This is a genomic window from Spirosoma litoris, assembly GCF_054776755.1.
Genome location: NZ_BAAHBI010000005.1, coordinates 214,382 through 240,194, shown reverse-complemented (window position 1 = coordinate 240,194; position 25,813 = coordinate 214,382). Strand labels below are relative to the sequence as shown.

At 44.8% G+C, this 25,813-nt stretch carries 29 protein-coding genes and 1 rRNA gene; 16 read left to right on the top strand and 14 right to left on the bottom strand.

What is annotated here, in order from left to right; translation table 11 throughout:
• Nucleotides 1-208 precede the first annotated feature (208 nt).
• From rrf to ACYVGR_RS03635, 4 genes are all read left to right on the top strand, one after another.
• Nucleotides 209-319: ribosomal RNA gene (gene rrf, locus ACYVGR_RS03650) — 5S ribosomal RNA — on the top strand.
• Nucleotides 320-458: 139 nt separating this feature from the next.
• Entirely contained in the window at nt 459-956 is a 498-nt protein-coding gene (locus tag ACYVGR_RS03645; RefSeq protein ID WP_460953917.1) for a (2Fe-2S)-binding protein, read from the top strand.
• A gap of 2 nt (nt 957-958) precedes the next feature.
• Complete coding sequence (locus ACYVGR_RS03640; protein ID WP_460953916.1) at nt 959-3,115, top strand: xanthine dehydrogenase family protein molybdopterin-binding subunit; 2,157 nt, start codon at nt 959-961, stop codon at nt 3,113-3,115.
• Nucleotides 3,116-3,173: 58 nt separating this feature from the next.
• Nucleotides 3,174-3,467: an antibiotic biosynthesis monooxygenase family protein gene (locus tag ACYVGR_RS03635; protein WP_460953915.1), complete on the top strand. Its 294-nt coding sequence runs from the start codon at nt 3,174-3,176 to the stop codon at nt 3,465-3,467.
• A 77-nt stretch (nt 3,468-3,544) separates the two neighbouring features.
• On the opposite strand, the gene ACYVGR_RS03630 is transcribed toward ACYVGR_RS03635, so the two are convergent.
• A complete protein-coding gene (locus tag ACYVGR_RS03630; RefSeq protein ID WP_460953914.1) occupies nt 3,545-3,880 on the bottom strand; it encodes a hypothetical protein in 336 nt (111 codons plus the stop codon).
• Nucleotides 3,881-4,206: 326 nt separating this feature from the next.
• Here ACYVGR_RS03630 and ACYVGR_RS03625 point away from each other — a divergent pair, with 326 nt between their 5' ends.
• Nucleotides 4,207-5,289 carry a Gfo/Idh/MocA family protein gene (locus tag ACYVGR_RS03625; protein ID WP_460953913.1) on the top strand — a complete coding sequence of 361 codons (1,083 nt, stop codon included), beginning with the start codon at nt 4,207-4,209 and terminating at the stop codon, nt 5,287-5,289.
• 81 nt (nt 5,290-5,370) lie between these two features.
• Here ACYVGR_RS03625 and ACYVGR_RS03620 read toward each other — a convergent pair whose 3' ends face one another.
• From ACYVGR_RS03620 to ACYVGR_RS03575, 10 genes are all read right to left on the bottom strand, one after another.
• On the bottom strand, nt 5,371-7,026 hold the full coding sequence (locus tag ACYVGR_RS03620; protein WP_460953912.1) for a D-alanine--D-alanine ligase family protein: 1,656 nt from the start codon (nt 7,024-7,026) through the stop codon (nt 5,371-5,373).
• 87 nt (nt 7,027-7,113) lie between these two features.
• The gene (locus tag ACYVGR_RS03615) at nt 7,114-7,437 is read right to left on the bottom strand and encodes a DUF5615 family PIN-like protein (protein ID WP_460953911.1); all 324 of its coding nucleotides are present in this window, start codon (nt 7,435-7,437) and stop codon (nt 7,114-7,116) included.
• On the bottom strand, nt 7,421-7,657 hold the full coding sequence (locus tag ACYVGR_RS03610; protein WP_460953910.1) for a DUF433 domain-containing protein: 237 nt from the start codon (nt 7,655-7,657) through the stop codon (nt 7,421-7,423). The genes ACYVGR_RS03615 and ACYVGR_RS03610 overlap by 17 nt, the downstream gene beginning before the upstream one ends.
• 12 nt (nt 7,658-7,669) lie before the next feature.
• On the bottom strand, nt 7,670-7,936 hold the full coding sequence (locus tag ACYVGR_RS03605; RefSeq protein WP_182462393.1) for a NifU family protein: 267 nt from the start codon (nt 7,934-7,936) through the stop codon (nt 7,670-7,672).
• A 42-nt stretch (nt 7,937-7,978) separates the two neighbouring features.
• Nucleotides 7,979-9,082 carry an Mrp/NBP35 family ATP-binding protein gene (locus ACYVGR_RS03600; RefSeq protein ID WP_460953909.1) on the bottom strand — a complete coding sequence of 368 codons (1,104 nt, stop codon included), beginning with the start codon at nt 9,080-9,082 and terminating at the stop codon, nt 7,979-7,981.
• Nucleotides 9,083-9,207: 125 nt separating this feature from the next.
• Nucleotides 9,208-10,206 carry a GSCFA domain-containing protein gene (locus ACYVGR_RS03595; RefSeq protein ID WP_460953908.1) on the bottom strand — a complete coding sequence of 333 codons (999 nt, stop codon included), beginning with the start codon at nt 10,204-10,206 and terminating at the stop codon, nt 9,208-9,210.
• 206 nt (nt 10,207-10,412) lie between these two features.
• Entirely contained in the window at nt 10,413-10,856 is a 444-nt protein-coding gene (gene rplI, locus ACYVGR_RS03590; protein ID WP_460953907.1) for a 50S ribosomal protein L9, read from the bottom strand.
• Between the two features lie 97 nt (nt 10,857-10,953).
• Entirely contained in the window at nt 10,954-11,205 is a 252-nt protein-coding gene (rpsR, locus tag ACYVGR_RS03585; RefSeq protein WP_182462397.1) for a 30S ribosomal protein S18, read from the bottom strand.
• A gap of 11 nt (nt 11,206-11,216) precedes the next feature.
• Nucleotides 11,217-11,579, bottom strand: coding sequence for a 30S ribosomal protein S6 (gene rpsF / locus ACYVGR_RS03580; protein WP_182462398.1), 363 nt, complete (start codon nt 11,577-11,579; stop codon nt 11,217-11,219).
• Between the two features lie 120 nt (nt 11,580-11,699).
• Nucleotides 11,700-12,641, bottom strand: a complete 942-nt coding sequence (locus ACYVGR_RS03575) for a hypothetical protein (protein WP_460953906.1) — start codon at nt 12,639-12,641, stop codon at nt 11,700-11,702.
• A 189-nt stretch (nt 12,642-12,830) separates the two neighbouring features.
• Between ACYVGR_RS03575 and ACYVGR_RS03570 the strand changes: the two genes are divergently transcribed.
• From ACYVGR_RS03570 to ACYVGR_RS03525, 10 genes are all read left to right on the top strand, one after another.
• Nucleotides 12,831-13,490, top strand: coding sequence for a YggS family pyridoxal phosphate-dependent enzyme (locus ACYVGR_RS03570; protein ID WP_460953905.1), 660 nt, complete (start codon nt 12,831-12,833; stop codon nt 13,488-13,490).
• A gap of 248 nt (nt 13,491-13,738) precedes the next feature.
• The gene (locus ACYVGR_RS03565; RefSeq protein ID WP_460953904.1) at nt 13,739-14,116 is read left to right on the top strand and encodes a DUF423 domain-containing protein; all 378 of its coding nucleotides are present in this window, start codon (nt 13,739-13,741) and stop codon (nt 14,114-14,116) included.
• 116 nt (nt 14,117-14,232) lie between these two features.
• Complete coding sequence (locus ACYVGR_RS03560) at nt 14,233-15,828, top strand: peptide chain release factor 3 (RefSeq protein ID WP_460953903.1); 1,596 nt, start codon at nt 14,233-14,235, stop codon at nt 15,826-15,828.
• Nucleotides 15,829-15,927: 99 nt separating this feature from the next.
• Complete coding sequence (locus ACYVGR_RS03555; RefSeq protein ID WP_460953902.1) at nt 15,928-16,260, top strand: hypothetical protein; 333 nt, start codon at nt 15,928-15,930, stop codon at nt 16,258-16,260.
• A 101-nt stretch (nt 16,261-16,361) separates the two neighbouring features.
• Nucleotides 16,362-16,571, top strand: a complete 210-nt coding sequence (locus tag ACYVGR_RS03550) for a hypothetical protein (RefSeq protein WP_460953901.1) — start codon at nt 16,362-16,364, stop codon at nt 16,569-16,571.
• A gap of 154 nt (nt 16,572-16,725) precedes the next feature.
• Nucleotides 16,726-16,962: a hypothetical protein gene (locus tag ACYVGR_RS03545; RefSeq protein WP_460953900.1), complete on the top strand. Its 237-nt coding sequence runs from the start codon at nt 16,726-16,728 to the stop codon at nt 16,960-16,962.
• A 155-nt stretch (nt 16,963-17,117) separates the two neighbouring features.
• Nucleotides 17,118-17,990: an ABC transporter ATP-binding protein gene (locus ACYVGR_RS03540; protein WP_460953899.1), complete on the top strand. Its 873-nt coding sequence runs from the start codon at nt 17,118-17,120 to the stop codon at nt 17,988-17,990.
• Nucleotides 17,987-18,823 (top strand): hypothetical protein, encoded by an 837-nt coding sequence (locus tag ACYVGR_RS03535; RefSeq protein WP_460953898.1) that lies wholly within the window; start codon nt 17,987-17,989, stop codon nt 18,821-18,823. Before ACYVGR_RS03540 ends, ACYVGR_RS03535 begins: the two co-directional genes overlap by 4 nt.
• Before the next feature lie 2 nt (nt 18,824-18,825).
• A complete protein-coding gene (locus tag ACYVGR_RS03530) occupies nt 18,826-19,203 on the top strand; it encodes a GntR family transcriptional regulator (protein ID WP_460953897.1) in 378 nt (125 codons plus the stop codon).
• The gene (locus ACYVGR_RS03525) at nt 19,200-19,886 is read left to right on the top strand and encodes a hypothetical protein (RefSeq protein WP_460953896.1); all 687 of its coding nucleotides are present in this window, start codon (nt 19,200-19,202) and stop codon (nt 19,884-19,886) included. The genes ACYVGR_RS03530 and ACYVGR_RS03525 overlap by 4 nt, the downstream gene beginning before the upstream one ends.
• Before the next feature lie 98 nt (nt 19,887-19,984).
• Here ACYVGR_RS03525 and ACYVGR_RS03520 read toward each other — a convergent pair whose 3' ends face one another.
• Together ACYVGR_RS03520 and ACYVGR_RS03515 are read right to left on the bottom strand one after the other, a co-directional pair.
• The gene (locus tag ACYVGR_RS03520) at nt 19,985-21,403 is read right to left on the bottom strand and encodes a sensor histidine kinase (protein ID WP_460953895.1); all 1,419 of its coding nucleotides are present in this window, start codon (nt 21,401-21,403) and stop codon (nt 19,985-19,987) included.
• Nucleotides 21,404-21,498: 95 nt separating this feature from the next.
• Nucleotides 21,499-22,176 carry a response regulator gene (locus ACYVGR_RS03515; protein ID WP_182464294.1) on the bottom strand — a complete coding sequence of 226 codons (678 nt, stop codon included), beginning with the start codon at nt 22,174-22,176 and terminating at the stop codon, nt 21,499-21,501.
• Between the two features lie 96 nt (nt 22,177-22,272).
• Between ACYVGR_RS03515 and ACYVGR_RS03510 the strand changes: the two genes are divergently transcribed.
• On the top strand, nt 22,273-22,458 hold the full coding sequence (locus ACYVGR_RS03510) for a hypothetical protein (protein ID WP_460953894.1): 186 nt from the start codon (nt 22,273-22,275) through the stop codon (nt 22,456-22,458).
• Nucleotides 22,459-22,637: 179 nt separating this feature from the next.
• On the opposite strand, the gene ACYVGR_RS03505 is transcribed toward ACYVGR_RS03510, so the two are convergent.
• Nucleotides 22,638-25,736: an efflux RND transporter permease subunit gene (locus tag ACYVGR_RS03505; protein WP_460953893.1), complete on the bottom strand. Its 3,099-nt coding sequence runs from the start codon at nt 25,734-25,736 to the stop codon at nt 22,638-22,640.
• Between the last annotated feature and the right edge of the window lie 77 nt (nt 25,737-25,813).

Here is a 25,813-nt window from a genome sequence, read left to right as displayed (position 1 = left end):
ATGGAGACATGTTGAGCCGAGCCGTACTAATGTCCCCGGACGCGTGGTATTGTTTTTACTAGAAGTTATCTTGTTCTATTGGTGATTGGCGGGTGGGTTTAGTGGAGTGCTAGCTCAGAGTCTCTCTCTGTGGGGAAAAAGACATAGAAGTTATTGACTGGGAAGGATGTTGCGGGAGCGATTATCTGGAGTCAAAAGAGTCAGTCAGGTTGGTGCTGGTAAGGCGGGTGTTCACCTCTTCCATCTCGAACAGAGCCGTTAAGCCCCGTACTGCCGATGGTACTGCTGTCACAAGCGGGAGAGTAGGAAGGTGCCACCTGAATGAAATTAAAAAAAGGGTAGTTTTCAATTGAAAACTACCCTTTTTGCGTTTTTGCCCACTCCTTTTTTGAGGAGTAGCTATTACTAATCTTACCTTTTCTGTACTTTAGCTATTCTTAGTCAACTTTCTATAATCAATGGCTATCTTCAAATTACAAATCAATGGGCGCGCCTATCAGGCTGACGTTGATTCCGATACACCTTTATTGTGGGTATTGCGAGATAATCTGGGCTTGGTTGGTACAAAATATGGGTGTGGAATTGCCCAATGTGGTGCCTGTACTGTGCATTTAGATGGTGAAGCAACTCGTTCCTGTGCATTGCCTGTGTCGGCCATTGGTAAATCGAAGGTGACAACGATTGAAGGCTTGTCCGCAAATGGAACGCACCCTGTCCAAAAAGCTTGGGATAAGGTCGATGTTCCCCAATGCGGTTACTGTCAAGCAGGGCAGATTATGACGGCTGCAGCCTTACTTAAACGTAATCCTAAACCTACGCAGGCTGAAATTGACGATACCATGACAGGCAATCTATGCCGTTGTGGGACCTATCATCGTATTCGCGAAGCGGTAAAACTCGCTTCTGAAACTATATCAACTACTTCTGTTCCTTCTAAAGCGCCAAAAACGAAATAGTTATGCGAACGTTAGTCGATACAAATCGTAGGAATTTCTTAAAAATAGCTGCCCTGACAGGTGGTGGTTTGGTGTTAAATTTCAATTGGACCGATGCAGAGTCAATAACATCGGGAATGAATACACCAACTATTGCTCCAGGAGGGATTGATTTTAATAGTTATCTTTCTATTAATCCTCAAGGCATTATCACGATTCTATCACCCAATCCTGAAGTAGGGCAAGGAATCAAAACGGCTTTCCCAATTATCGTTGCGGAGGAGTTAGATGCTGACTGGACCAAAGTTATTGTTGAACAGGCTCCACTGGATACCAAGAAGTTTGAACGACAGGTTGCTGGAGGAAGTGGTTCTATTCCCCATTCATGGAAACGCCTTCGTACGGCAGGTGCAACTGCTCGTCAGATGTTGCTTAATGCAGCGGCCAAACGCTGGAATGTACCAGTTTTGGAATGTACCACAGCCCCAAATGTGGTTATACACAAGGGAAGTAATCGCCAGGCGACCTATGGTGAATTGGCTACCGAAGCGGCTCAATTACCAGTTCCTACCGATGTTAAGCTAAAGGAAATAAAAGATTTCAAGCTGATTGGAAGTACAGTTAATAATGTCGACAACCCCAGGATCATAACAGGCAAGCCTTTATTTGGGCTTGATTTTTATAGAGAAGGGATGTTATTCGCCATGATACAGCGTCCAGCTTTTGGTTATAAGCTGAAATCGCTGAATGCTGCTGCAGCCAAGGCTATGTCGGGGATTGTTGATGTAGTGACGTTTGATAACAACATAGCTGTAGTTGGTAAATCAACATGGCAGGTTAAGAAGGCGAAAGATGCGTTGAAAGTTGAGTGGGAAAAGGCCGATGCTTTAGAAAGCACCGCCGACCATAATAAACTGTTTAAAGAGTTATTAGATAGTTCGAATGCAACGGTTCGCCGAAAGGATGGTGATGTGGAAACGGCATTTAAGAATGCTGCGAAAGTTGTAAAAGCTGAATATCAATGCCCATTCTTGCCGCATAATCCACTCGAACCCATGAACTTCTTTGCTCATGTTCGATCTGACGGTGTTGAGTTAGTTGGGCCGACACAAACCCCTGAGTTAGCACGAAACGAAACCGCTAAATTGCTCGGAATTTCGCCTGATAAAGTTTCGGTGCAGCTTACCAGAATGGGAGGAGGGTTTGGTCGACGCCTGAAAGCAGATTATGTCATTGAAGCTGTACAAGTATCGAAGTTAGTTAATGCACCTGTAAAATTGATCTGGTCGCGTGAGGATGACATGACCGGAGGAAGCTATCGACCAGCTGTTCGGTATCGGTTTGAAGCTGCTTTAGATGCGCAGGGTAACCTGATTGGTTATAAACTGCGCGGTGCCAGTATTAATGCGGGTAATGCGACACGAGAAGATAATTTTCCGTCGGGGGCTGTAGATAATCTGTTAATTGACAGCGCCGACCATAAATCGCCTATTACGACTGGGCCGTGGCGGGCGCCGATTACCAATTTCCTGGCGTTTGCAGAACAGTCATTTCTTGATGAAGTAGCCCGAGCTGCTGGTAAAGACCCCGTCCAATTCCGACTAGAGCTTTTAGACAAAGCCAAGCAGAAACCAGTTGGCGCTATCAAATATGACATTGATCGAATGAAGGGTGTCATTGAGTTAGCCGCTGAAAAGTCGGGATGGGGTAAAAAGAAGGGGGCCGATGGTAAACCTGTTGCGCAAGGATTTAGTGTTTATTTCTCACATCGTTCGTATGTTGCCCAAGTGGGAGAGGTTGTGATGCAGAAAGGCAAGCCTGTCTTGCAGAAAGTATATTCCGCAGCCGATTGTGGTGTTGTTGTGAATCAGAGTGGTGCCCAGCAACAGGTTCGAGGGTGTGTTGTTGATGGGATTGGCCATGCCATGTATGGAAGTCTTACATTTAAGGATGGGGTGCCACAGCAGAAGAATTTCAATGAATTTCGGCTTATTCGTTTAAATGAAATTCCGGAAGTAGAAGTGCATTTCGTTCAGAATGAGGTTGAGCCAACTGGTTTAGGCGAACCTTCTTTGCCACCCGCTGGCGCTGCTGTTGCGAATGCAATTTTTAAAGCGACTGGAAAACGATTAAGAAGCCAGCCATTTGTAGAACAGGAAGAGTTAAAGGCTGTATTGTAAATGAGTTTTTAGACAGCTGATTTTAACTGGAACTCCTTACGTTTAATTACTAACCCATATGCATGCACGAGTTATTCAATTTCCATTAAAACCTGAAAGTATTGCTGATGCGGTTGATTATTTCCGTACTTCAGTTGGCCCGGCTCTGAAAGAGCTTGACGGTTTCAAAAACAGTCGAATGCTGACCAACCCAGACACCAATAAGGGATTGATGGTGACGATATGGGAAACAGAAGAGTACAGGCAAGCTGCCGAAGCCAGTGGTTTTCTTCAAGGAGTGCTTAAGAAAATGGGTGATTACTTCGCTGGCTCACCTACAATTGATTACTATGAAGTAAGTGTTCAGGTGTAAGTAGGTCAAGAAGGCTACTATAAATCGTAAAGCCCGGCAAATAGCCGGGCTTTACGATTTATAGGTGGGTTGTCTAACTATTGCATGGCAACAACGCGAGTGAGCTGATGAACAGGAGCTGTCTTCAACGTGATTTCTTTAAGAATACTCCCCTCGCTTGACCTGACTACAATTTCATACTCTCCATCGGCTAGGTCAGCAACGTCTAGCTTTACGGCATATGTCAACTCTTTCTTACTAATATTTTGGCGGAAAAGTACTTCATGGCTTTTGTTCTGAAGCATGATAACAACAGGTAATTCGGCATTTTTTTGTACTGCAACCCGAATTTGATTGTTGGCTGTAACAAACGCACTGGCATCAAATGATAATGTTTTGGGCGTTGTAGGATTGGTTACTGTAGCGGTATTCATTAGGAATGAGATGGCTACTTTGCTCATTAGGGATAACATGGCTGAATTATGTTTAGTGTTTTTGATTAGTTGTTTACTGTTCTCTCTAAGTAAGCCAAAGGTCATGCCAATTGTATAAATAACTGATAATCAATAGTTTGATTTTTGGCTTTAATGAAATAATAGTCCAATTACGGACAGCTTCCGTTCACTTGCGGACAAAATCTGTTGAGTAGAGTTGACGACTGAGTTTACTTACGTGAGTTCGTGCTTAACTTATAAATAAGACAGCGTAATTTTGTTTTATTCGATTTACGTAAACCAATCGTCAGATTTTATAATCAATTATGTCATTACCTACTCAACCCTTACGAGTACTCGTTGTCGGATGCGGCAACATGGGGGCATCGCATGCCATCGCTTACAAGACAATCGGAGGATTCGAAATTTGTGGCATCGTCTCAACTGGCAATAGCAAAGTAGTTCTTAATGAACGCCTTGGTGGGGGCTATGCCTTATATGACGATTATACCACAGCCTTAAAGGCAACTCAACCTGATGCCGTCTGTATTTCAACTTATCCAGATACACACGAAACCTTTGCTATTCAAGCTTTTGAACAGGGATGTCATGTATTCATGGAAAAGCCGATTGCCGATACGGTTGAAGGAGCCAAGCGCGTTATGGCAGCCGCTGTTTCTGCCGGGAAGAAACTGGTTGTAGGCTATATTTTACGACACCACCCCTCCTGGGAAAAGTTTGTTGAAGTGGCGCAGGGGTTGGGTAAGCCGTTAGTTATGCGGATGAACCTAAACCAGCAAAGCCACGGCACGATGTGGACTGTACACCGGAATTTAATGAAAAGCCTGAGTCCAATTGTCGACTGTGGTGTGCATTATATTGATGTAATGTGTCAGATGACCCGTTCTAAACCCTTGCAGGTTAATGCGATTGGAGCACGTCTCACGAACGATATACCTGCCAATAACTATAACTATGGCCAGCTGCAAATCCGATTTGAAGATGGCTCTGTAGGTTGGTATGAAGCGGGTTGGGGCCCAATGATGAGTGAAACGGCCTTCTTCGTGAAGGATGTGATCGGGCCAGATGGTTGCGTATCGATTGTGGCAAAAAATGCGGGCTCTTCCGGAAAGTCAGACAACGTGGATTCGCACACAAAAACAGAATCGCTACGGGTGCATAAAGCGGCCTTGGATGCAAACGATCAATTTGTAGAAACCGATACTTGGATCGATATGCAGGACGAACCCGATCATCAGGAGCTTTGTAATCGTGAGCAACGCTATTTCCTCCGGGCAATTCAGGAAAACCTAGACCTGACCGATCATATGCAGGACGCTGTGAATAGCCTGCAAATTGCTTTTGCTTGCGATGAGTCTGTACGAACAGGCCAACCTGTAATGTTGTAATAAAGTTGTCTAGAATGGGAAAGGCGTGCCACAGTTCTGAACTGTGGCACGCCTTTCCCATTCTAGACAACTAATCTATGCTTACACGTATCGCTCTGCGATGTGCCAGGCACGCTCAGCCGTTTCAACCAGTAGCGGATGGCGTGGTTGACTGAGTGCCATTTCCAGTTCTTCAACGGTGTCTTTGAAGAGTAGATTTACCGGAATTTCGTGCGATTCCTGTTTACTCTTGATATACATCAACGATGGCCGAACCGTTCCCGAAGCGGCTAGTTCATTATATTGCTGTTTAGCCGCAGCAAACTCCTCGTCACTTGCCCCAAATGAAATAACGCGCTCGGGTAATGGATTGGCTTTTCGATTAGCCAACTGAGCGTCAAGATCAGCAAGCAGACGCTTTAGGTGAAACGTGTCTTTGCCTGTACGGATGCGTTCACGTAAAGACTGCCGGATAAGGTACGTAAGTGAATTGGCCAGATTTAAACCAATTTCGGCCATTTGCTTAAAAATCAGCGACGAGGGCGACATACCCGGAATTGTGTTGGGATCGTGGAGCAGGACATCACCAGCAGGCGTTAAGAAACCATCGATTCGGGCATACACATTGATGCCAAGTCGCGAAAACACTTCGCTGACCGCTAACTGAATCTTGCGATTGTTCTCTAAACTAGTTTCGACCGGAATGCGCTTTTTGGTTGTATTGAGCTTGTATTTCGATTCAAAATCGAAACTCGTTACGTTATAAATTTCGGTTGGTGGAAGCGCAATGGCCACCTGATTATCGTCTTGAATGACACCACACGAAAACTCTTGTCCGCTGATAAATTCTTCAAATAGAACTTCATCTTCGGCATTCAACGAGGCAAGCGTAATAGGCCCACTGCCTTGTTTGGTAATTTCGTCTAGTCTAGTAATGAAATCAGCAGGGTGTTTAATAACCTCTCCCGTTTGTTCTATGACGACCGGGAAGCTAATCCCTGAATCCAGACTAACCATTTTCTGGGCGAGTTCATGCTTGTCTGCTGGGCTTAAATCTGCCCATTCGCTTAGCTTGCTCCAGCCATCGGGTTGAATAGTCATGGTGAAAAAGCACTGCTCAACAGCCCGGCAAAATTGTGCTAAGTCAGCTTCGCGTACGATTGCCACACCTATAGAGGAACCCTGATGCGGGGCTTTAACAACTATGGGTAAGCCAAGATGCTCGGTCAATGACTTGAAAAACTGCGCTTTGTCAGCCTGTTCGTAAGCATCCCGGCTGATTGTCGTCGTTTTCTTCTGTTGTCCATTAGCCAATGCGATCAGTTCGTTTTGCAGGATTTTATTGATTCCTACGGCTGAGCCAACCAGTCCTGGTCCAGTATAGGGCATTTTGTACCATTCTAATAGACCCTGTATGGCGCCATCCTCACAATCGGGACCGTGCATAGCCAGAAAGGCCAAATCAAAATAATCTCGAAATTGTTCAGGGCGGAGTTCAGGTAAGGTGGTATCCAGGGCATCCGGACTAAGCGATTCATCATAGACCGAGAACCCAGAGCTATCTTGTGGTAAAGTCTCACGCAAAGAAGAAGACCCTAGAAAGTCGGGCGTAACAAGCCGAAACCGCCCACGTCCATCTACAAACACTAAGACAGGCTCAAAAAGGCCCTTATCCAAATTTGCTAAAGCCGTGCGACCACCCGCAAACGACACTTCGCGCTCTCGCGCTGGACCACCGAAGAAAATGCCTATTTTCACTGAATTGAGGGATTTTTGAGAAGTGCAAAGAAACAAAAAAACGCCTGATTCGGCGTTCTAATGTCTGAGAAACTAACAACTTATACTTTAGGGTTTTACTATAATTGCACCTAGAGCTAATGGTTGTTCTAGAATATCAAGCAAACGAGGTACTACTGATTTTAAAATGGGATATGCGTTTGTATAAGTATCTAACACAATGATTGGAGTGGGATATTTAGTGAGGTTTTGTTGAAATCGAAGATTTTTATCGCAAGTTATTAACGCATCGAAGTTGAAATCGATTAAAAACCGTAACACATCCTCGTCCTCATTTCCCTCCTGACGCATTTCCCTTACAGTGAAAACGTCATGACCAACTAAATCCAGCTTAATCTTCCTCGGAACGTTTTCGTCAAGCAGCAACCTCATAAATTGTGGTGAGGTTGGTCGCAGTCAGCAATCGTTCTGCGATTTTTAACGTTGTAACAACTTGATCTTTCGAGACGGTAGGAAAATCGTCCAAAAAATCGTTAACTGAAATTCCTAACTCCAGATGGTCAAATAAAGATTGAACAGGTACTCTCGTTCCTTTAAATACAGGAATACCTCCCATAACTTTAGGACTTATTGAGATGACATCAGGCAGCATAATCAGAGCAGTTTAAAACGCAGGCGTAATATTGATTGCTTCCACTTTGGTGATCTCTGGCACTGCCTTCAGAATAGCTTCTTCCAGACCACCTTTAAAGGTCATTGCCGACATAGGGCATGAACCACATGAACCCATCAGTTCAAGTCGTACAATTTTATCGTCGGTTACCTCTAAGACCTTGACATTACCGCCATCTGCTGCCAGATAAGGCCGCATCGAGTCAAGCGCCTGTTCAATTTTCGTAATAAGTTGGTCGTTACTAACTACCGTTTCCATTGATTGATTGATTTACGGTACAATTTATATTTTCTCGGTTATTTATGCAACCTGAACACGCTCTGTGCGGTCAATTGTTGCATTTCGAATAGCTACTTGTTGCGCCAATGCTTCGGCAACTGACCGGAAAGCTTCACTGGCAACAGGTTCACCGACACTAATCGCAGGTCGGCCATCGTCGCCAGCTTCCCGAATGCTCTGTACAAGGGGAATTTGCCCTAACATTGGCACATCAAATTGATCAGCCAATAGTTGCCCTCCTCCTTTGCCAAAAATATAATATTTATGATCGGGTAACTCGGCGGGAGTGAAATAAGACATGTTTTCAATCACGCCGAGCACGGGCACGTTAATTTGTGGCTGACGGAACATAGCCAACCCTTTTGTCGCATCAGCTAACGCTACTTTCTGTGGGGTAGTTACAATGATGGCCCCTGTCACCGGAACAGTTTGTACGAGTGTGAGGTGAATATCGCCAGTGCCGGGTGGCAGATCGATGAGTAAGTAATCTAACTCACCCCAATCAGCGTCCCCAAAAAATTGTTGTAACGCACGGCCAGCCATTGTTCCCCGCCAGATAATTGCCTGACCGGGGGCTACCAACAAACCCATCGATAGCATTTTGATACCAAACTGTTGAATGGGCTCCATCCGGGTCTGGCCGTCTACCTGAAAAACGCGGGGCTGAATATTCTCGGCCCCAAACATTGTAGGCATAGAAGGCCCATAAATATCGGCATCAATAATACCGACTTTCGCACCTGATTTGTGTAGGGCAATCGCCAAATTAGCCGTGACCGTCGATTTGCCAACCCCACCTTTGCCCGAAGAAACAGCAATGATGTTTTTCACACCTGGAAGCGTTGGAGCATTAGCTCGGGTAGACGTCACATCCGAACTCATGTCGATGGTAATCTGAATGTCTGCCCCGATGTGTGTATGAATCGCATCCTCACATCGCTTACGGATAACTTCCTTCAGCGGACAGGCTGGAGTTGTTAGTACAACTGTAAAGCGAACAGAGCTAATACCCAGCGTGATATCCTTTACCATATTAAGCGAAACGAGGTCACGCTTTAAATCGGGTTCTTCAACAGTACTCAGCGCCCGTAAGACGGCTTCTTTAGATAATCGGTAATCAGACATTCGAGAGAGAATAATGGATACTATATCCTGAAAAATGTGCGGTGAGTACTGTGTAATTCTTAAGGATGTTGTCGAAAGCATTAGCCCGGCCAACCCATTGTTCATTATACCTTATTCATTTCCCACTACACATTACTCAATATACATTTTTCTAAACGCCCCTGCACCTCTGCCAGTTCCGCCGAAACGTCGATTCGTTTCGACATAGTTTCTAATTCGGCTATTAACTTGATCAGAAATTGCCGATGAGCTGGGCTGTTGCTACTGTAAAGTGGACGGTGAGCCAGCGATTTGCTGATTTGTGTCCATTTGCTGATGAAATTTCGAAGATCAGGGTCAAACGCACATTCGGCAAACTTCCCAAAAATATAGTCATGCGCCTGTGTATTGGGATGAATCAAATCGGCTTCGTAAAACCGATAGTCGCGTAAATCATCCATCATCAGCTCGTAGGCCGGGAAATAGGTTATCCAATCATTCCATACAGTCAGTTCGTGCGAAATGACCCGAAGTATCGATTTGCTGACGTTGTTTAGTGGGAGCGTATCGCGAGTATGCCGAACGGGACTAACTGTCAGCAATACTTTCAATTTTGGATTGACTTTATGAAACGTTTTTAACAATCGAGTCATATCGTCGCGAAGGTGGTCAATCTGGTAGAGGTACTTTTCAAACAGCGCACCTGGCATTTTATGGCAATTGGCAACGACTTTCCCGGTTTCGATGTGTCGGTAAACCATGGCCGACCCAAGCGTAAGAAACAAGAAATCGGCCTTACGAATGGCTTCAGAAGTGTGCATTAAACACGCAATCAGTTTGTCGCGAAGTTCAGCCTGATTGTTCGCCCAGAGTGATGAATGGAAATCGTAGTGAAACCAAACGCCATCCCGTTCAAGGTAGCCATTTTCATCAGGAGAAGTTCCCGATAAAGCCATTGTTACCAGTTTTGAAATGGAGACTGGATTGAAGATAGTGCCAAATGGATTGTTTAGCACGCTTAATTTAGCATCGACTAATCGCTGCCCCATAACTTCGGCAAAACAGGAGCCAATGGTCACAATTTGGCTATTCAAGCCAATGCGATGGGGGAGTACTTCGGGCGAAAATTCGGTATGAAATTGCATACCTATTTAACAAGAAAACAGACCGATTAGGTCCGTTTTGATAGAAAAGTTTTCAGTGGTAAGTAGCTGATAACTAGGATGTAAAGTGCCTTATTTTTGGCGTAAATTTGCCACAGAAAGCATGAGATGAGAATTGTATTCAATAAAAAAAACCGACCAGATTCGCAAGGTAGCGAGCTGGTCGGTTTAATCTAAAATCGAGTAGCTTATTCAGCCGAAACGACTTCGAATTTCACTTTATGCTTAACATCCTTGTGAAGGTCAATTGACGCTTCGTAGGTGCCAAGAACTTTAACATCTTCAACCGTGATTTTCTTACGGTCAATGTCAAAGCCTTTCGTGCGTAGCGCATCAGCAACCTGCGTGTTGGTCACACGGCCGAAGATTTTGCCGCTGTCACCTGCTTTTGCTGGGATCGTCAACGTCATATCGCCGATACCGTCAGCGATAGCCTGCGCATCGTTTTTCAGTTTTTCAGCTTTGTGAGCTGCTTGGCGAATGTTTTCGGCAACGATCTTCTTATTGGAATCGGTCGCCATCATCGCAAATCCCTGGGGAATCAGGTAATTGCGGCCGTAACCAGGCTTCACCGTAACGGTGTCGTTCTTATAGCCCAGGCCGGCAATATCGGTTTTTAAAATGATATTCATTTTTTGAAAAGTTGTATGATTGTATAGTCATAGAGTTATATAGTTCAAGAATGCATTAGCAAACTTTATAACTATACAACCGTATAACTATACAACTCTATTTTAGAGAATCGCCTACGTATGGGAGGATGGCTAAATGACGAGCGCGTTTGACGGCCTGGGCCACTTTACGCTGGTTTTTAAGGCTTGTACCCGTTAACCGACGAGGTAAAATTTTACCTTGTTCGTTCAACAGTTTCAGCAGGAAGTTGCCATCCTTGTAATCGATATATTTAATGCCGGCTTTCTTGAAGCGGTCATACTTTTTGCGGTTCTCGCTTTTCGAAACTGATTCGTTTTGCAAACTCATGGTTACTGTGCCTAGGCGTTTTCGGTTTGTTTTTTCTTACCCACTAAGCCATTGCGTTTACGATCGTTGTAAGCAACAGCATGCTTATCGAGCGACACCGTCAAATGACGGATAATACGCTCGTCACGGAGATACTCAGTGTTGAGCTTCTCGATGATCGTGCCGGGGGCCTTAAACTCGAAGAGTTGGTAGTAACCCGTGTTCTTATGCTGAATTGGATAGGCTAGTTTGCGCAAGCCCATGTTGTCTTCGTGAACAAGCTCCGCACCGTTATCGGTCAGCACTTTACGGAACTTGTCAACGGCGTCCTTCATCTGAGCGTCAGATAAAACGGGAGTTAAAATGAACACCGTCTCGTAGTTATTAAGAAACATTTTTTTGAATTGGTTTGAAATTAGGGCGCAAAGGTAAGAAAAAAAAAAGCACGGTGCAAGGAGCAGGGAGCAAAAAATGCCTACCCTGCTCCATGCACCGTGCTTTTTCAGTGCTACCTACTACTTTATCGTAAACTCACCTTCGCCAATGCGGAAGCCTTCGCAGTAGATTTCAATTGTATATTTGCCTTCATTAAAGCGCTGACCGCCCCGGCCATAATAATAGTCGATGCGTTGGCGGCTATTGTCAAAAGTAAAGCGCTGCATGGCTGTATAAATCATGCCCTGACCGTTGTAAGTAAATTCGCCGGAACCCGTGGCTAAGTCGGAAACGACTGCCCCGTTAGGGTCCAGAATTCGCATGTAAAGTACTTTTTCGTCCTGTTTAGCCAGACCGTTTGGAGCCAGAAGAACCGATACATGCACTTTATCGACTTTCTTGGCTTTATAAGTACCGCCATCGGTTTCTTTTCCTTTTGCGTTAACGCCATTGACTGTAACGGCCTCAGCCCGGAGGGCAGCTGCTATCGTGACTTTTTCTTCCAGTTCCTTATTTTTGGACGTAACAGCCACAACCGAATCACTTAAGGTTTGTCGTTCGGCTTTCAGACCACTATTTTCCTGATTGAGGCTTGCATTTTGTTGCGTCAATACCCCATTTTCTTCTTTTAAACGGGCAATTTCCTGGTCTTTCTGAGCCAGAATTGTCTGATAATTACGGATTTTCTGGTCGTACTTTTTACTATCGAACGTCCCAACATTCTTCAATTCGCGTTTATCGACTTCCAATTGCGCTTTCACTTTCATGAGCGAGTCGATACTACCGCCTAATTGCTGTATTTCAGCAATTTTAGCATCTAACTGAGCTGAGATCGAATCGAGTTTCGTTTTGGCGACTAGTACCTCTTCCGTTTTAGCCGCAATGGTAGCATCTTTTGTTTTATTGTCCTGACGCTCCTGATAGTAGAAATACAGGAGAAGCACGTTGAGCGCTGCCAGAATTAATAAGGCGGCTAATAAATAACTACGGCTGTTATTATTGGGTTGAGGTCGGGGTTCCATTGGTGTCATAAATTGCGAGGATGGGTATTCATTTAATCGTTACCAAAACCAGAGTAGTCGCGAAATTATTGTGTTACTGTATGGTTTCCCATGAATTTTGGGCAAAAACTACGGGTTTCTGCGTAGTTCTCAAACCTATCTTTGCACAATATTAATAAACGGTTGCTTTTGACCACTATATTGAATAGTATGATTGCTGATACGATTCGCCTGATTGAGAATGAATTAGCGGGTAAAGCCAAACTAATTGCTGTAACCAAAACAAAACCTGTGCCTCTATTACAGGAAGCATATAATGCTGGCTGTAAACGCTTTGGCGAAAATAAAGTGCAGGAAATGGTTGATAAACAACCACAACTGCCTACCGATGTGGAATGGCATCTAATTGGTCATTTACAAACTAACAAAGTCAAATACATTGCCCCGTTTGTAACGCTTATCCATTCGGTCGATAGTTTAAAGTTAGTGCAGGAGATTAATAAACAGGCTGCCAAACAAGGACGCGTTATTGATTGCCTTTTACAGATTTATATTGCCAATGAGGAGACCAAGTTTGGTCTTTCGCCCGATGAAGCCGAAACGCTCCTTAACGCACCTGAATTGAACGATCTGGCTAATATACGCCTTATTGGTTTAATGGGATTGGCCACGAATACAGATGATGAAGGCCAGATCCGACAGGAGTTTCGGGGATTGAAACAGTTGTTTGATAAACTGGCCCAGATTCAGCATCCGCGTGTTCAGTTTAGTGAACTCTCGATGGGAATGAGTGGCGATTACCGTATTGCGCTTGAAGAGGGCAGTACCATGGTTCGGGTAGGGAGCGCTATTTTTGGGAGCCGTTTTTAACCGGGATTTTTGTGATTTTATTGATAGACTTTGATTTTGCTGCTAGTGCTTTACCAAAGTAGATTCTGTAGATTCCATCGTCAATATTCTACTGATAATCAGTATATAAGTCATCAATTAGAATCCCAAGAATCTCTAGAATCTAAATTGGACAAGTACTAGTGTAGTTAGAAACAGTACGATTCAGATAATCGCATAAAGAATAAAAGACTAATCAGTTACATCATAAGAATCACAGTTCAGATACTATGAAATTCTTTATTCAGGCAGGGGCCGCTTTAGGATTATTGGGCGTTGCTTTAGGCGCATTTGGAGCGCATGCATTACGGGCTATGCTTGAGGCTTCGGGCCGAACCGCAACCTTCGAAACGGCTGTTAAATATCAATTTTATCACGCATTAGGACTGGTGCTAGTGGGCTTACTGATGCACACTTTCGGCTCTAATGAGACAATTGTGAAGCTACTCAACTGGTCGGGGTATGCGTTTCTGGGGGGAGTACTTATTTTTTCCGGTTCACTCTATATCCTGTGCTTTACAGGCATTACCTGGCTCGGTGCCATCACGCCTATTGGTGGTCTCTGCATGATTGTAGGCTGGGCACTGCTATTGTGGGCGTTTTTGTAAAGCAGGGAGCATGGTGCGCGGAGCATGGGCAGGCTGACCCAGTCTAACATTCCCTGCTCCACACTCCCTACACCCTGCATTTTTTTTCGTATCTTTGTCGTCTGATTCTGAGAATAATGCAAACCAATATACAGGCTGAAACCGCTCGTCGGCGGACATTTGCCATCATTAGTCACCCCGATGCGGGGAAAACAACACTGACCGAAAAACTTCTCCTGTTTGGAGGAGCCATCCAGACTGCCGGAGCTGTTAAATCCAATAAGATTAAAAAAACAGCTACGTCAGATTTTATGGAAATTGAGAAGCAGCGGGGTATTTCCGTGGCTACCTCGGTGATGACTTTCGAGTACGACAATTTGAAGATCAATATCCTCGATACACCTGGTCACAAAGATTTTGCCGAAGATACCTACCGCACATTAACCGCCGTTGATAGTGTTATTCTGGTGATTGACTGTGTAAAAGGCGTAGAGGAACAGACTGAGCGGCTCATGGAAGTTTGCCGGATGCGCGACTCGCCGGTTATTATTTTTATCAATAAACTTGACCGCGAAGGCCGCAATCCGTTCGACTTGCTGGATGAGTTGGAAGAGAAACTAAATATACGGGTGCGGCCCATGACCTGGCCGGTCAATATGGGGTCAGATTTTAAAGGAGTTTATAGCCTGATCGAGAAAAAGTTATATTTCTTCAAAGTCAATAAGACCAAAGTCGAAGATGATGTCCTGGCTATTGATTTAGCCGATGATCTACTGGATCAGAAAGTAGGGGCTCGGGATGCGGCTCAACTTCGTGAAGATGTTGAATTGATTGAAGGCGTATACGACGATTTTGATCGGCAAGCGTATCTGGATGGGAAATTAGCGCCAGTATTCTTCGGTTCAGCCGTCAATAATTTTGGTGTTAAGGAGTTGCTCGAAGGGTTCTGCGATATTTCGCCGGAACCCATTGCTAGACCAACGGATAAACGGGAAGTCTTTCCAGATGAGAAAAACTTCAGCGGGTTTGTCTTTAAAATCCATGCCAACCTCGACCCGCGTCACCGCGATCGGATTGCCTTCCTGCGGATTTGTTCAGGGGTATTCGAACGGAATAAATTTTACCACCATACGCGCCTGGATAAAAACGTGCGTTTTGCCAGCCCATTTAGCTTTATGGCCGATAGCAAGAGCGTGGTGGAAGAAGGATTCCCTGGAGACGTAGTTGGGTTATACGACACAGGTACGTTCAAAATTGGCGATACGCTGACCGAGGGCGAAGAATTACAATTCCAGGGTATTCCGAGTTTCTCGCCCGAAATTTTTAAGGAGCTTGTCAACCTCGATCCAATGAAGTCGAAGCAATTGGATAAGGGGATTCAGCAGTTAACCGACGAGGGGGTAGCTCAGTTATTTACACTTGAGTTGGGTAACCGGAAAATTGTTGGCACCGTGGGTGAACTTCAGTTTGAGGTAATTCAATACCGATTAGAAAATGAATACGGAGCTAAATGTCGTTGGGTACACCTGAACTACACCAAAGCCTGCTGGATTACAGCGGAGAACCCGGTTAAACTGGCTGAATTTATCCGATTAAAAGGCAATCAGATTGCTTACGATAAGGATCAGAACCCTGTTTTTCTGGCCGAATCGGATTGGATGCTACGGATGAACCAGCAGAACAACCCCGATATTCAGTTCCATCTCACATCAGAATTCAAAGTGGCAGCCTAAATCGTTAGGCCCATACGCTTAGATTCTGACCTTCGAATAAAACTCATTTTGAGCGAGTGGGTTGTTATAGGTATTACTCACGTTAAAACGGATTATACTATGACACGCTCACTCGCAACCCTTGGTCTGGTGTTGCTACTTGCCGGGTCGGTCTCGGCTCAGGAAAAGCAACCGAAACGGTCTTCTGGTAAGAAATCGTCTGCAGGGACGGTATCAGCAACGGATGCGGCCCGTTCAAATCCATCAGCAGCTAATACACATGATGGTACCAACGGAGCATCTATTGGTGCCGGAACTGGTTTAACAAATGACCAGGCGCAGGCTTCACAAAATCCGACGAATAGTCCGGCAAAGGTGGATGCCAGTAGTAGCATTAAAACTGGCGCATCGTCCGTAAAAGGCCAAAAAAGATTGCCTAAGAAATCGAATTAGCAGATGGCTTTGTTTTCTATTATTTAATCGAGGTTTAATAACTATCTTGATCACGAGAGGTTCTATCTGGGTATTGTAAACTACTTAAACCAGATGGACTAATGAAAAAATTAATGATTGCCGCCATTGCAGTTTGCTTAATGTCGGGTGTTGCTTTGGCACAGGACGACATGAAAAAAGATCAGAAGAAAATGAAGCATGACGCTAAGGCAATGAAGCATGAGGCCAAAAAATCTGGCGACGACATGATGGCTGATTCGGCTAAAATGATGAAGAAAAACGCCAAAATGATGAAAAAGAAATCGAGCTAGTGCATACTCGCTACTACTTTTACCTTGAAATAGCCTCCTAACCGGGAGGCTATTTTTGTGTCTAGACAATTCAATCGCAGTAGAAAACATATAACTTTTTTGCCAATAGGTAGTTTATCTAAGTAATAGTCCCAATAATTTAACTACTAACGGTATGAAAAAGCTAATGATAGCCAGCGCAGTTGCACTGCTCATGGTAGGTTCTGCAGTTGCTCAGGACAACACGAAAAAAGAAGCTAAGATGGAGGCCAAAGAACTAAAGCATGATGCTAAAATGGCCAAGAAGGAAGCTAAATTAGAGAATGACCATTTGAAGGCAGATGCTGCGAAAGACCTGAAGCACGATGCTAAAATGCTGAAGAAAGACGCAAAAAAAGCACCTTCGAATTAATACATAACCGGTGTGTAAGCCTGAAAGCCTCTCATTTCGAGAGGCTTTTTTTGTGCCCTCTAAATAAATTTTGTTAAAAGCTTGACATGTAGCTAAAAAGATAACTACTATTGCAGTGTACTATTTAACTAATACACTAGAGCAATTGACGATTTATGATCAAGCTAAGTAATGTATCGTTTGGTTATCAACGAGGGAGGCCGCTTTATGAAGGCCTTGACTTAAGCCTGTCAACAGGGTCAATTTATGGATTACTAGGCCCTAACGGAGCCGGGAAATCGACCTTACTGCGTTTGGTATCCGGCTTATTGTACCCAAAATCAGGTACTATTCACGTTGGTGACTATGTACCCGGCAATCGGCAGCCAGCTTTTCTGGAAGATATGTTTCTGGTACCTGAAGAGTTCTATATGCCCTCGGTTCGCATTCGGCAGTTTGTTGATTCCAATGCACCATTCTACCCTCGTTTCGACCGAGAGCAAATGAAAAGCTATATTCAGGAGTTCGGTTTGACCGACAATCAGAAACTGGATGAACTCTCGTATGGGCAGAAGAAAAAAGTACTGATTGGATTCGGTTTAGCCACGAATACGGCCGTATTGCTGATGGATGAGCCAACCAATGGGCTTGACATTCCTTCAAAAAGTCAGTTTCGCCGGTTGGTTGCTGGAGCGGTTGATGAGCGTCGGACAGTAGTAATTTCAACCCACCAGGTTCGCGATCTCGAAACATTGATTGATCCGGTTGTGATTCTAGCCGAGAATTCCCGGTCGCACATGACAGTAGCGCTGAAAGCTAGCGTGGAGGAAATTACAGCAAAATTATGGTTCGGCATGGTTTCGGAATTGGATACAAACCGACCGATTTTGTACTCCGAACGAGCGATAGGCGGGTATGCCATTGTTGCCGAAAACCTAACGGGTGAGCCCAGTCGACTCGATTTGGAGCGGCTTTTCAATACGGTTCAGGCCGAACCACACCGAATTAACCAATTGTTTTCAGACACCTCAATTTATGCAACCCTATGAATCAGATTTTTTCTGCAAGCCGTTTTGGACGGTTGCTACGCAAATACTTTACAGATAACCGGGGGCAGTTGCTGGCTAATATGGGCTTACTCGTAGGCTGCTTACTCGTGTTGGGTATCATTGTATATAGAGGTTGGCCTTCAGAGGTGAAAGAAACGCGGACAATTCTGTTTTTTATGTTAGGCTGGCCCTGTTGGTATATTTTCACAGCACAGCAGATCACAATAATAAATCAGAAGGAGCGCGCGATAAATTATCTGATGCAGCCCGCTTCTCAGTTTGAGAAAATCGCTCTTGTTTGGCTTATCTCAGGCGTGGGATTTATACTGTGCTATGTACTGCTTTTCTTCTGTCTGGATACTGTAGGAGTATCGTTCGTTAATAATCGAAATTGGTCCCCAGTTCAACTCGGGATGATTCGAGACCAGGGCGGATTATTTAATATTACGTCTTTTTTTGATGACCTGAGTATTCGTGATGTTCGTAAGGAAATGTGGGTCTTTACGGCTTTACTGCATTCGTTCACAATGGCGTTCGCCCTTCTTATTCGGCGTTATACGTTACCACTTGTTGTGATTCTGGCGTTTGGGCTACTTTGGGTTGGTGTTATGTCCAACAATTTTCTATTACAAAGCCTTACTGGTTCTGACACTATCCGGAGTAGCTTCCCGTTTGCAGAGGGATTTGCTGAATCGCCTATTCAGAAGTATCAATATCGAAAAATACAACTCACCAGTTCAATAGGCAGTCAATTACGATATATAGTGGGTTTTACGGCAGTTGTTCTGCTGTACATAACGGCCTATGTTCGACTTAAAGAGCGGGAGGTATAGCGATGGATTTTCGAGACAAACAAGCCATTTATCTGCAAATTGCTGAGTATGTAAGCGAGCAGATACTGCTAGGCCGCTGGCCAGTGGGGGAGAAGATTCCGTCGGTTCGCGAGCTGGCTGCTGAATTGGAAGTAAACCCGAATACCGTTATGCGAACGTATGAGTTTTTAAGTCAGCTGGAGGTTATTGCGAACAAACGCGGCATCGGCTACTTTTCTGCCAACGATGCGCTGGACAAGATTCGCTCATTTCGCCGGGAACAGTTTCTGCAAAATGACCTGCCTCTGTTCTTTAAAAACCTAACTCTTTTGGGAATCAGCCTGCGTGAAATAGAAACACGCTACGATGAATACGTAAATGCAACCACTAACGCACAATGAAAACAAGTTATATTCTTTTGGCTGTTATTGCCTTCGTCACGTTAACCGGCATGGTCGCTACTGATGTATTGCTCAAGCAGCAATTCGAGAAAATCGACTGGAAAAATCCGTATCAGGAATTTGTCGTACAGCCGCTGCCAACGACTAAACACTGGGTAGTAGAAGGAACACCGAATGACGAAATCATCGTTTTAAAATCGACTGATAAATCTCAGGCATTAGTTGAGCCAGAACGAGCAAAATTCTACCGGGCTCGTCAGCAGGGCGATACTGTATTTGTGACATTCAAACCAGATTATAGCGGTTATCAGAATGAACCCAGGCAGGATGCTGGCTATGAATTAGCGGTTCGATTGGTTTTGCAATTGACTGACCCGCAATCGCTTCGAATTGAAAATGCCCGGTTGACGTTGCGTGAATTTACAACGGATAAACTAATGGTTTCACTGCAAAAAAGTCGTTTGCGAACGGTGAATCTGTCGGTTTCAGATTCACTTACGTTAGTAGCCAATCAAAATAGTTTCGCTGCCCTGGGTAATGATCAAGTTAAATCGTTACGAGCAATTGTACAGGATTCGAGTGGTATTGGTCTGAAAAACACGCAGATAAATGCGTTCAATATGCAGGCTTCGCCAAAGGCTCAACTAGATTTGCAAGGACAGGCGTTGAAATGGCTGAAGTGATTAGACTATTAGTGCTTTTTCAAAATAGATGCTATGCCCTTCTTTCGATTCTATTGGTTATCAGAAAAAAGAATCAAAAAATCTGATTTGGACAAACACTAGCTAGTTGTCTCCGATTGAGCGTGTTCGTCGGTAGAATAAGTGGCTTCCGGGAGCTTGGCTGAGCGATAGGGGATAGGCAGCGTTATCCAGAATTTAGTGCCTTTGCCAACAACCGACTCAACTTTGATAACCCCTCGATGGAGTTCGATAATTCGTTTAGTGAGGGCCAGACCAATACCGTGGCCTTTGATGGTCATGGTTGATTCGGAACGGTAGAAAGGCTCAAAAATGTGGGGTAAATCGGATTCTGGAATGCCATAACCCTGATCGGTAAACGTGAGTTGTACGAACCCTCGCTCAAACGAAATCCTAACGGACATACTCTCATCGGGCGAATACTTACAGCCGTTTTCCATCAGGTTCTGGAAGGCCGTCTGGAGTAGCGATTCTTCACCGTTGATAACGAGTTCCTCTTCCTGATTAGGTAAATTGTCGAAGTCAATGTCAATCTGGTAATCGGGCTTTGTATGGACCACGTGGCTCTGAGCTTGCCATAATAGTTCGTCAATACGCAACGGTTGATGATTTAACATGACTGCATCTGAACTGGCACGCGCCAGTTCAAGCAAACCATTTACGAGCCGAATCATACTTTTAACCTCATCAAGCAAAGCGTCCAGAGAAGACTCATATTCATCCGTCGAGCGCGCCATAAGTCGGGTTACCTCAACCTGCCCCATCATGACGGTTAAGGGCGTTCGTAACTCGTGAGATGCATGCGAAACGAAACTCTTTTGCAAGACGAAGGCTTCTTCGAGTCGGCTGAGTAGATCATTGAATGTATTCGCCAGGTCCGCTAATTCATCGCGTTGTCGTCCTACGCGTAATCGCTCATGGATGTTGGTCGCCGAAATTGCATTTACCTGGCCAATCAGCTCAGCAACGGGACGGAGGGCGTCAGTGGCAAATAAATAGCCAGCAATGCCGACGATCACCAGGCTCAATAACCAGCCAGAAAACAGAATTTCACGGAGTCGGTCGAGTTTGGTAAGACCATAGCGATCGTTACCCGATGCCACGATCAGCAGAATCTGTCCCTTTGAGTTCAGGTGCCGAACACCAACGGCTTCCAGATCGCCAATGCGGCTATACTGTGGGTGTTTAAATGTGATTTTGCTAAGGAAACTCGGTGTTACTGGAAAGTGTGGTCGTTGATTTCCCTGGTTGTACAGGACTGCGCCTTTAGAATTGTATACCGTTACTTGTTCATTGACCATGACAGGTAAATCGGCCTGAGGCACTTCGCCTACATCTTCACGAAGCCGTACTGTGGTAAACGCTTTTTCGGAGAGTCGTTGCTCAAATTCCTGTTGTCTGAACTGATCGTACAGATAGTAAACAGAAACCGTAAAAAGCAGCATGATCGAAGCGACCAGCAGTACAAAAAGTAGCGTTAGGCGAGTGCGGATATTCATTTTTTTAGGATCGAGGAGTGAGGAGTGCGTAATGAGAATGGCTGACGCGTCTATTTTTGCGTCAGCCATTCTCATTACGCACTCCTCACTCCTAATTACTCTTCCTTTAACATATATCCCATTCCAATTACGGTATGAATGAGTTTTTTCGGAAAATCTTTGTCAATTTTTTTGCGAAGGAAATTCACATAAACGTCAATGACATTGGTGCCTGTATCGAAATGAATATCCCAAACTTTCTCCGCAATATCGACACGGGAAACAACGCGACCGCGGTTACGCATCAGGTATTCGAGCAGGCCAAACTCTTTAGCCGTCAATTCGATTCGTTTATCGCTCCGACGGGCTATTTTTTCGTTCAGATCCAACTCAAGGTCGGCCACTTTCAGAACATTGGCCTGCATGCCTGCTTCACTGCTTCGCTTGGTGAGTGCACGTAGCCGCGCCATCAGTTCCCGAAACTCGAAGGGCTTAACCAGGTAATCATCGGCACCGGCTTCAAAACCGGTCAGTTTATCATCAACGGAGCCCATCGCCGTTAGCATGAGCACAGGCGTACGATTCTTTTCCTGACGAATGGCCTGAACCACATCGAAACCGTTCATTTTAGGCAAATTGATGTCCATAATAATCACATCATAGGGATTATTAAGGGCCATTGTTCGCCCAACCTGACCATCGAAAGCCACATCAACTTCGCAGGATTGTTCTTCCAGACCTTTCCTTACAAACGAGGCTAATTTGGGCTCGTCTTCTACCACCAGAATTTTCATATCGGCAACATACATAGCTATTGTCTGATTTAAAAACGACAGAATAAATTATTAGTTTACACTAGTAGCTATGCGTTCCGGCAAAAGTAATTTAAGGTGCATCCCTACTTCACTGCTCAAGGTCGCCTAGGTGAATTAAAAGGACTTGAAAACAGCATTAAAAGTAGGTTAAACCAGTTTGAGTGGTACTCGTTAGAAAACAAAAAAGCCGCTCCGAAAATCGGGGCGGCTTTCCGCTTCTATCCACACCATTTCAAGATCGACGACCGGGCGGCCGCCTGATCTTGATGTTCAACCTTCCCTTTGTAAAGGATTGTTATGCGAAACTACGCAATTTCTTTTATCAGCACAAAAAAGCTTTGTATTTGGGCCATATTACACCACAAATCTTATAAAATATTTCAATTTATAACGCGTTGCGATAGCTAAAATTACCTAACGCATATAAAATTCACCGAATCTTAATGGTCTACAGATTTCGCTCGATAGAACGCATAGAAGATCAGAGGAAAAATAAACAGGGTCAATAAAGTCGCTGTGATTAATCCGCCAATGACAACTATGGCCAGAGGTTTAGCCGTTTCGGAGCCTATACCATGAGAAACAGCCGCTGGAATTAAACCGATGCCTGCCATCATCGCCGTCATGACAACGGGTCTGATTCGAGAAACAACGCCTTCTCGAATTGCTTCGTTTAGTGGCAAACTATTCCGAAGATTCTTCTTAAAGACCGAAATCAAAATTACACCATTCTGAATACAAATACCAAACAAAGCAATGAAACCAATACCCGCCGAAATGCTAAAGTTAACGTGCGTAATCAGCAACGCTGCAATGCCACCAATGATAGCAAACGGTACATTAAACAGCACCAAACCGGCATCTTTAACATTGCCAAATAAGACAAACAGGATAAAGAAGATGGCCAGCAGGCTGATCGGTACTACCTGCGCCAGCCGAGCTGTTGCGCGCTGTTGGTTCTCAAAATCTCCTGCCCATTTTACCGTGTAGCCAGATGGTAATTTAACGTTGGCCAGGACTTTTTGTTGTGCTTCGGCAACAGCACTACCCATGTCTCGTCCGCGAACCGAGAATTTCACCGCTCCGTAGCGTTGACTGGCTTCCCGGAAAATTAATACTGGGCCCATTTGGGTGTATACCTTTGCAATTTCCTTAACCGGAATCATGCTACCCGTTTCGGTGGGTACCATTAACTGACTGATCTGTTGCTCATTCGAGCGGAATGGGCGGTCGTAGCGAATCCGTAAATCGAACTTCCGTTCTCCTTCATAAATTTGTGTAGCTGCTTTACCGCCAATAGCCATCTCAATTACAGCTTCGGCATCCGCTTTATTAACACCATATAAGGCCAGCTTTCGTTCGTCTAATTCGACCCGCATTTCGGGTTGGCCCGTCGTACGAATAACGCCTAAATCCTCAATGCCATGTACGGTTGCCAGTTGCTTCTGGATTTCGACCGCTTTAGTTTCCAGAATAGTTTGATCTGGACCATAAATTTTAACAGCGATAGAGCCTTTTACACCCGAAACGGCTTCCTCAACATTATCCATAATGGGTTGAGAAAAGTTGAAGTTTACGCCCGGAAATACAGCCAGCTTCTCCTGCATTTTATCGACCAGCTCTTCTTTCGTTAGCTTACTCTTCCAGTCATCCTGCGGATAAATGTCGACCAGGAATTCAATGTTATAAAAGCCGGTCGGATCGGTTCCATCGTTGGGGCGCCCTGTTTGCGAGATCACACCTTTTACTTCGGGAAACTGCTCGAAAATATGACGCATCTGGACCGTTTGTTTCACCGACTCAGGCAGCGAAATGCTCATCGGCATAGTGGCCCGTACATAGATAGAACCTTCGTTCAATTCAGGCAAAAACTCGGTTCCCAGCAAACTAAAACCTGATAAGCCAACGGCTACAATAATCGTTGTTACGAGTAAGCTCATTTTTTTGTGAGCAAACGTAAATCCAAATGCTTTCGTCGAATATTTCGTCACGACGTTGACAAAAGGGTTATGTTTTTCGCGAACGTTTTTCTTGAGCAGAATACTGGCTAATACAGGTACCAGGGTTAATGTGAAAATCAGCGCGCCGAGCAGCGCAAATCCGAGCGTCCAGGCTAACGGAGAAAACATCTTGCCTTCCACTTTTTGGAACGAGAAAATAGGTACCAGACAGGTAATGATGATCAGCTTGGAGAAGAAGATCGCCTTACCCATTTCGGTGCCTGTTTTCCGAAGCACCCCTAATTTGGCCAGTTTGTTAAACTTCGCCATGCCTTCTTTGTGAGCCAACTCGTCAAGCGTAACAAATATGCCTTCGACCATTACTACGGCTCCATCAACAATGATCCCAAAGTCGATAGCGCCCATCGACAGCAGGTTTGCCGACATACCTTTAAGGCGCAGGCAGATAAAGGCAAACAAGAGCGCTAGCGGAATAACAATCGATACCGTGACGGTGGTACGCCAGTCGGCCATGAAAATAAACACGATGACCGTTACAAAGATGATCCCTTCAATAAGGTTGTGCGTAACCGTATGCGTCGCAAAATTGATCAGCGTTTCGCGGTTGTAGAAGGTGTTAATCTGCACGTCGGAGGGCAAAATCCGGGTATTTAGATCGTTGATTTTATCCTTTACACGGGCAATAACTTCACTGGGATTTTCGCCCTTCCGCATAACGATGATACACTCAACAACGTCATCTTGCTTATCACGCCCCGCCTGACCAAGCCGAGGTAAAGCAGACTCCGATACTTGAGCCACATTGCGTACCATGATCGGCGTTCCCTTGATGTTCTTAACCGTGATATTCTGGATATCCTGCTGGTTTCGCAATAATCCAATACCACGTACCACGTAAGCCTCTGAGTTTTTCTCAATAACATCGCCCCCAACGTTCACATTGGAGTTGGCAACTGCCTGATACACCTGTAGTGGCGTGATATTATAATCCATCAGCCGGCGCGGATCGACCGAAATCTCGTAGGTTTTCACCTCGCCACCGAAGCTTACTACATCGGCTACACCCGGTACGCTTTTCAATTGGCGATCAATTACCCAGTCCTGAATGGTTTTCAGTTCACGGGCGGTGCGGGTTGGCGATTGAAGCGTGTACCGGAAAATCTCACCTGTGGGGCCGTATGGAGGTTGCACATCAGGACGAATACCTTCTGGTAGCTCAACACCACTCAACAGGTTATTGACTTGCTGCCGAGCGAATGTATCATCGACACCATCGTCAAAAAGTACTTTAATAACGGACAAACCAAACAGGGAGGTCGAACGGATATCAGTACGTTTTTGAACCGAGTTTAGCCCAATTTCAATAGGGATCGTAACGAACTTTTCAACCTCCTCTGCCGACCGACCAGGCCATTGGGTGATCAGCGTAATTTGTGTATTGGTAACGTCAGGAAAGGCTTCAATGGGGGTATTCTGGTAACTAATAACGCCGGCTACTACGGCTAAAGCTGTTAGAAAAAATATGAAAAATTTGTTCTTAAGCGAAAATGACAAAATACTCTTAATGAACTTATTCATGCCGGTGGTGTACAGCGCAGATATTGGTACAGTCACAAAAGTCCATTCTTAGACTTAAATCCAGCTTAATCTATTGT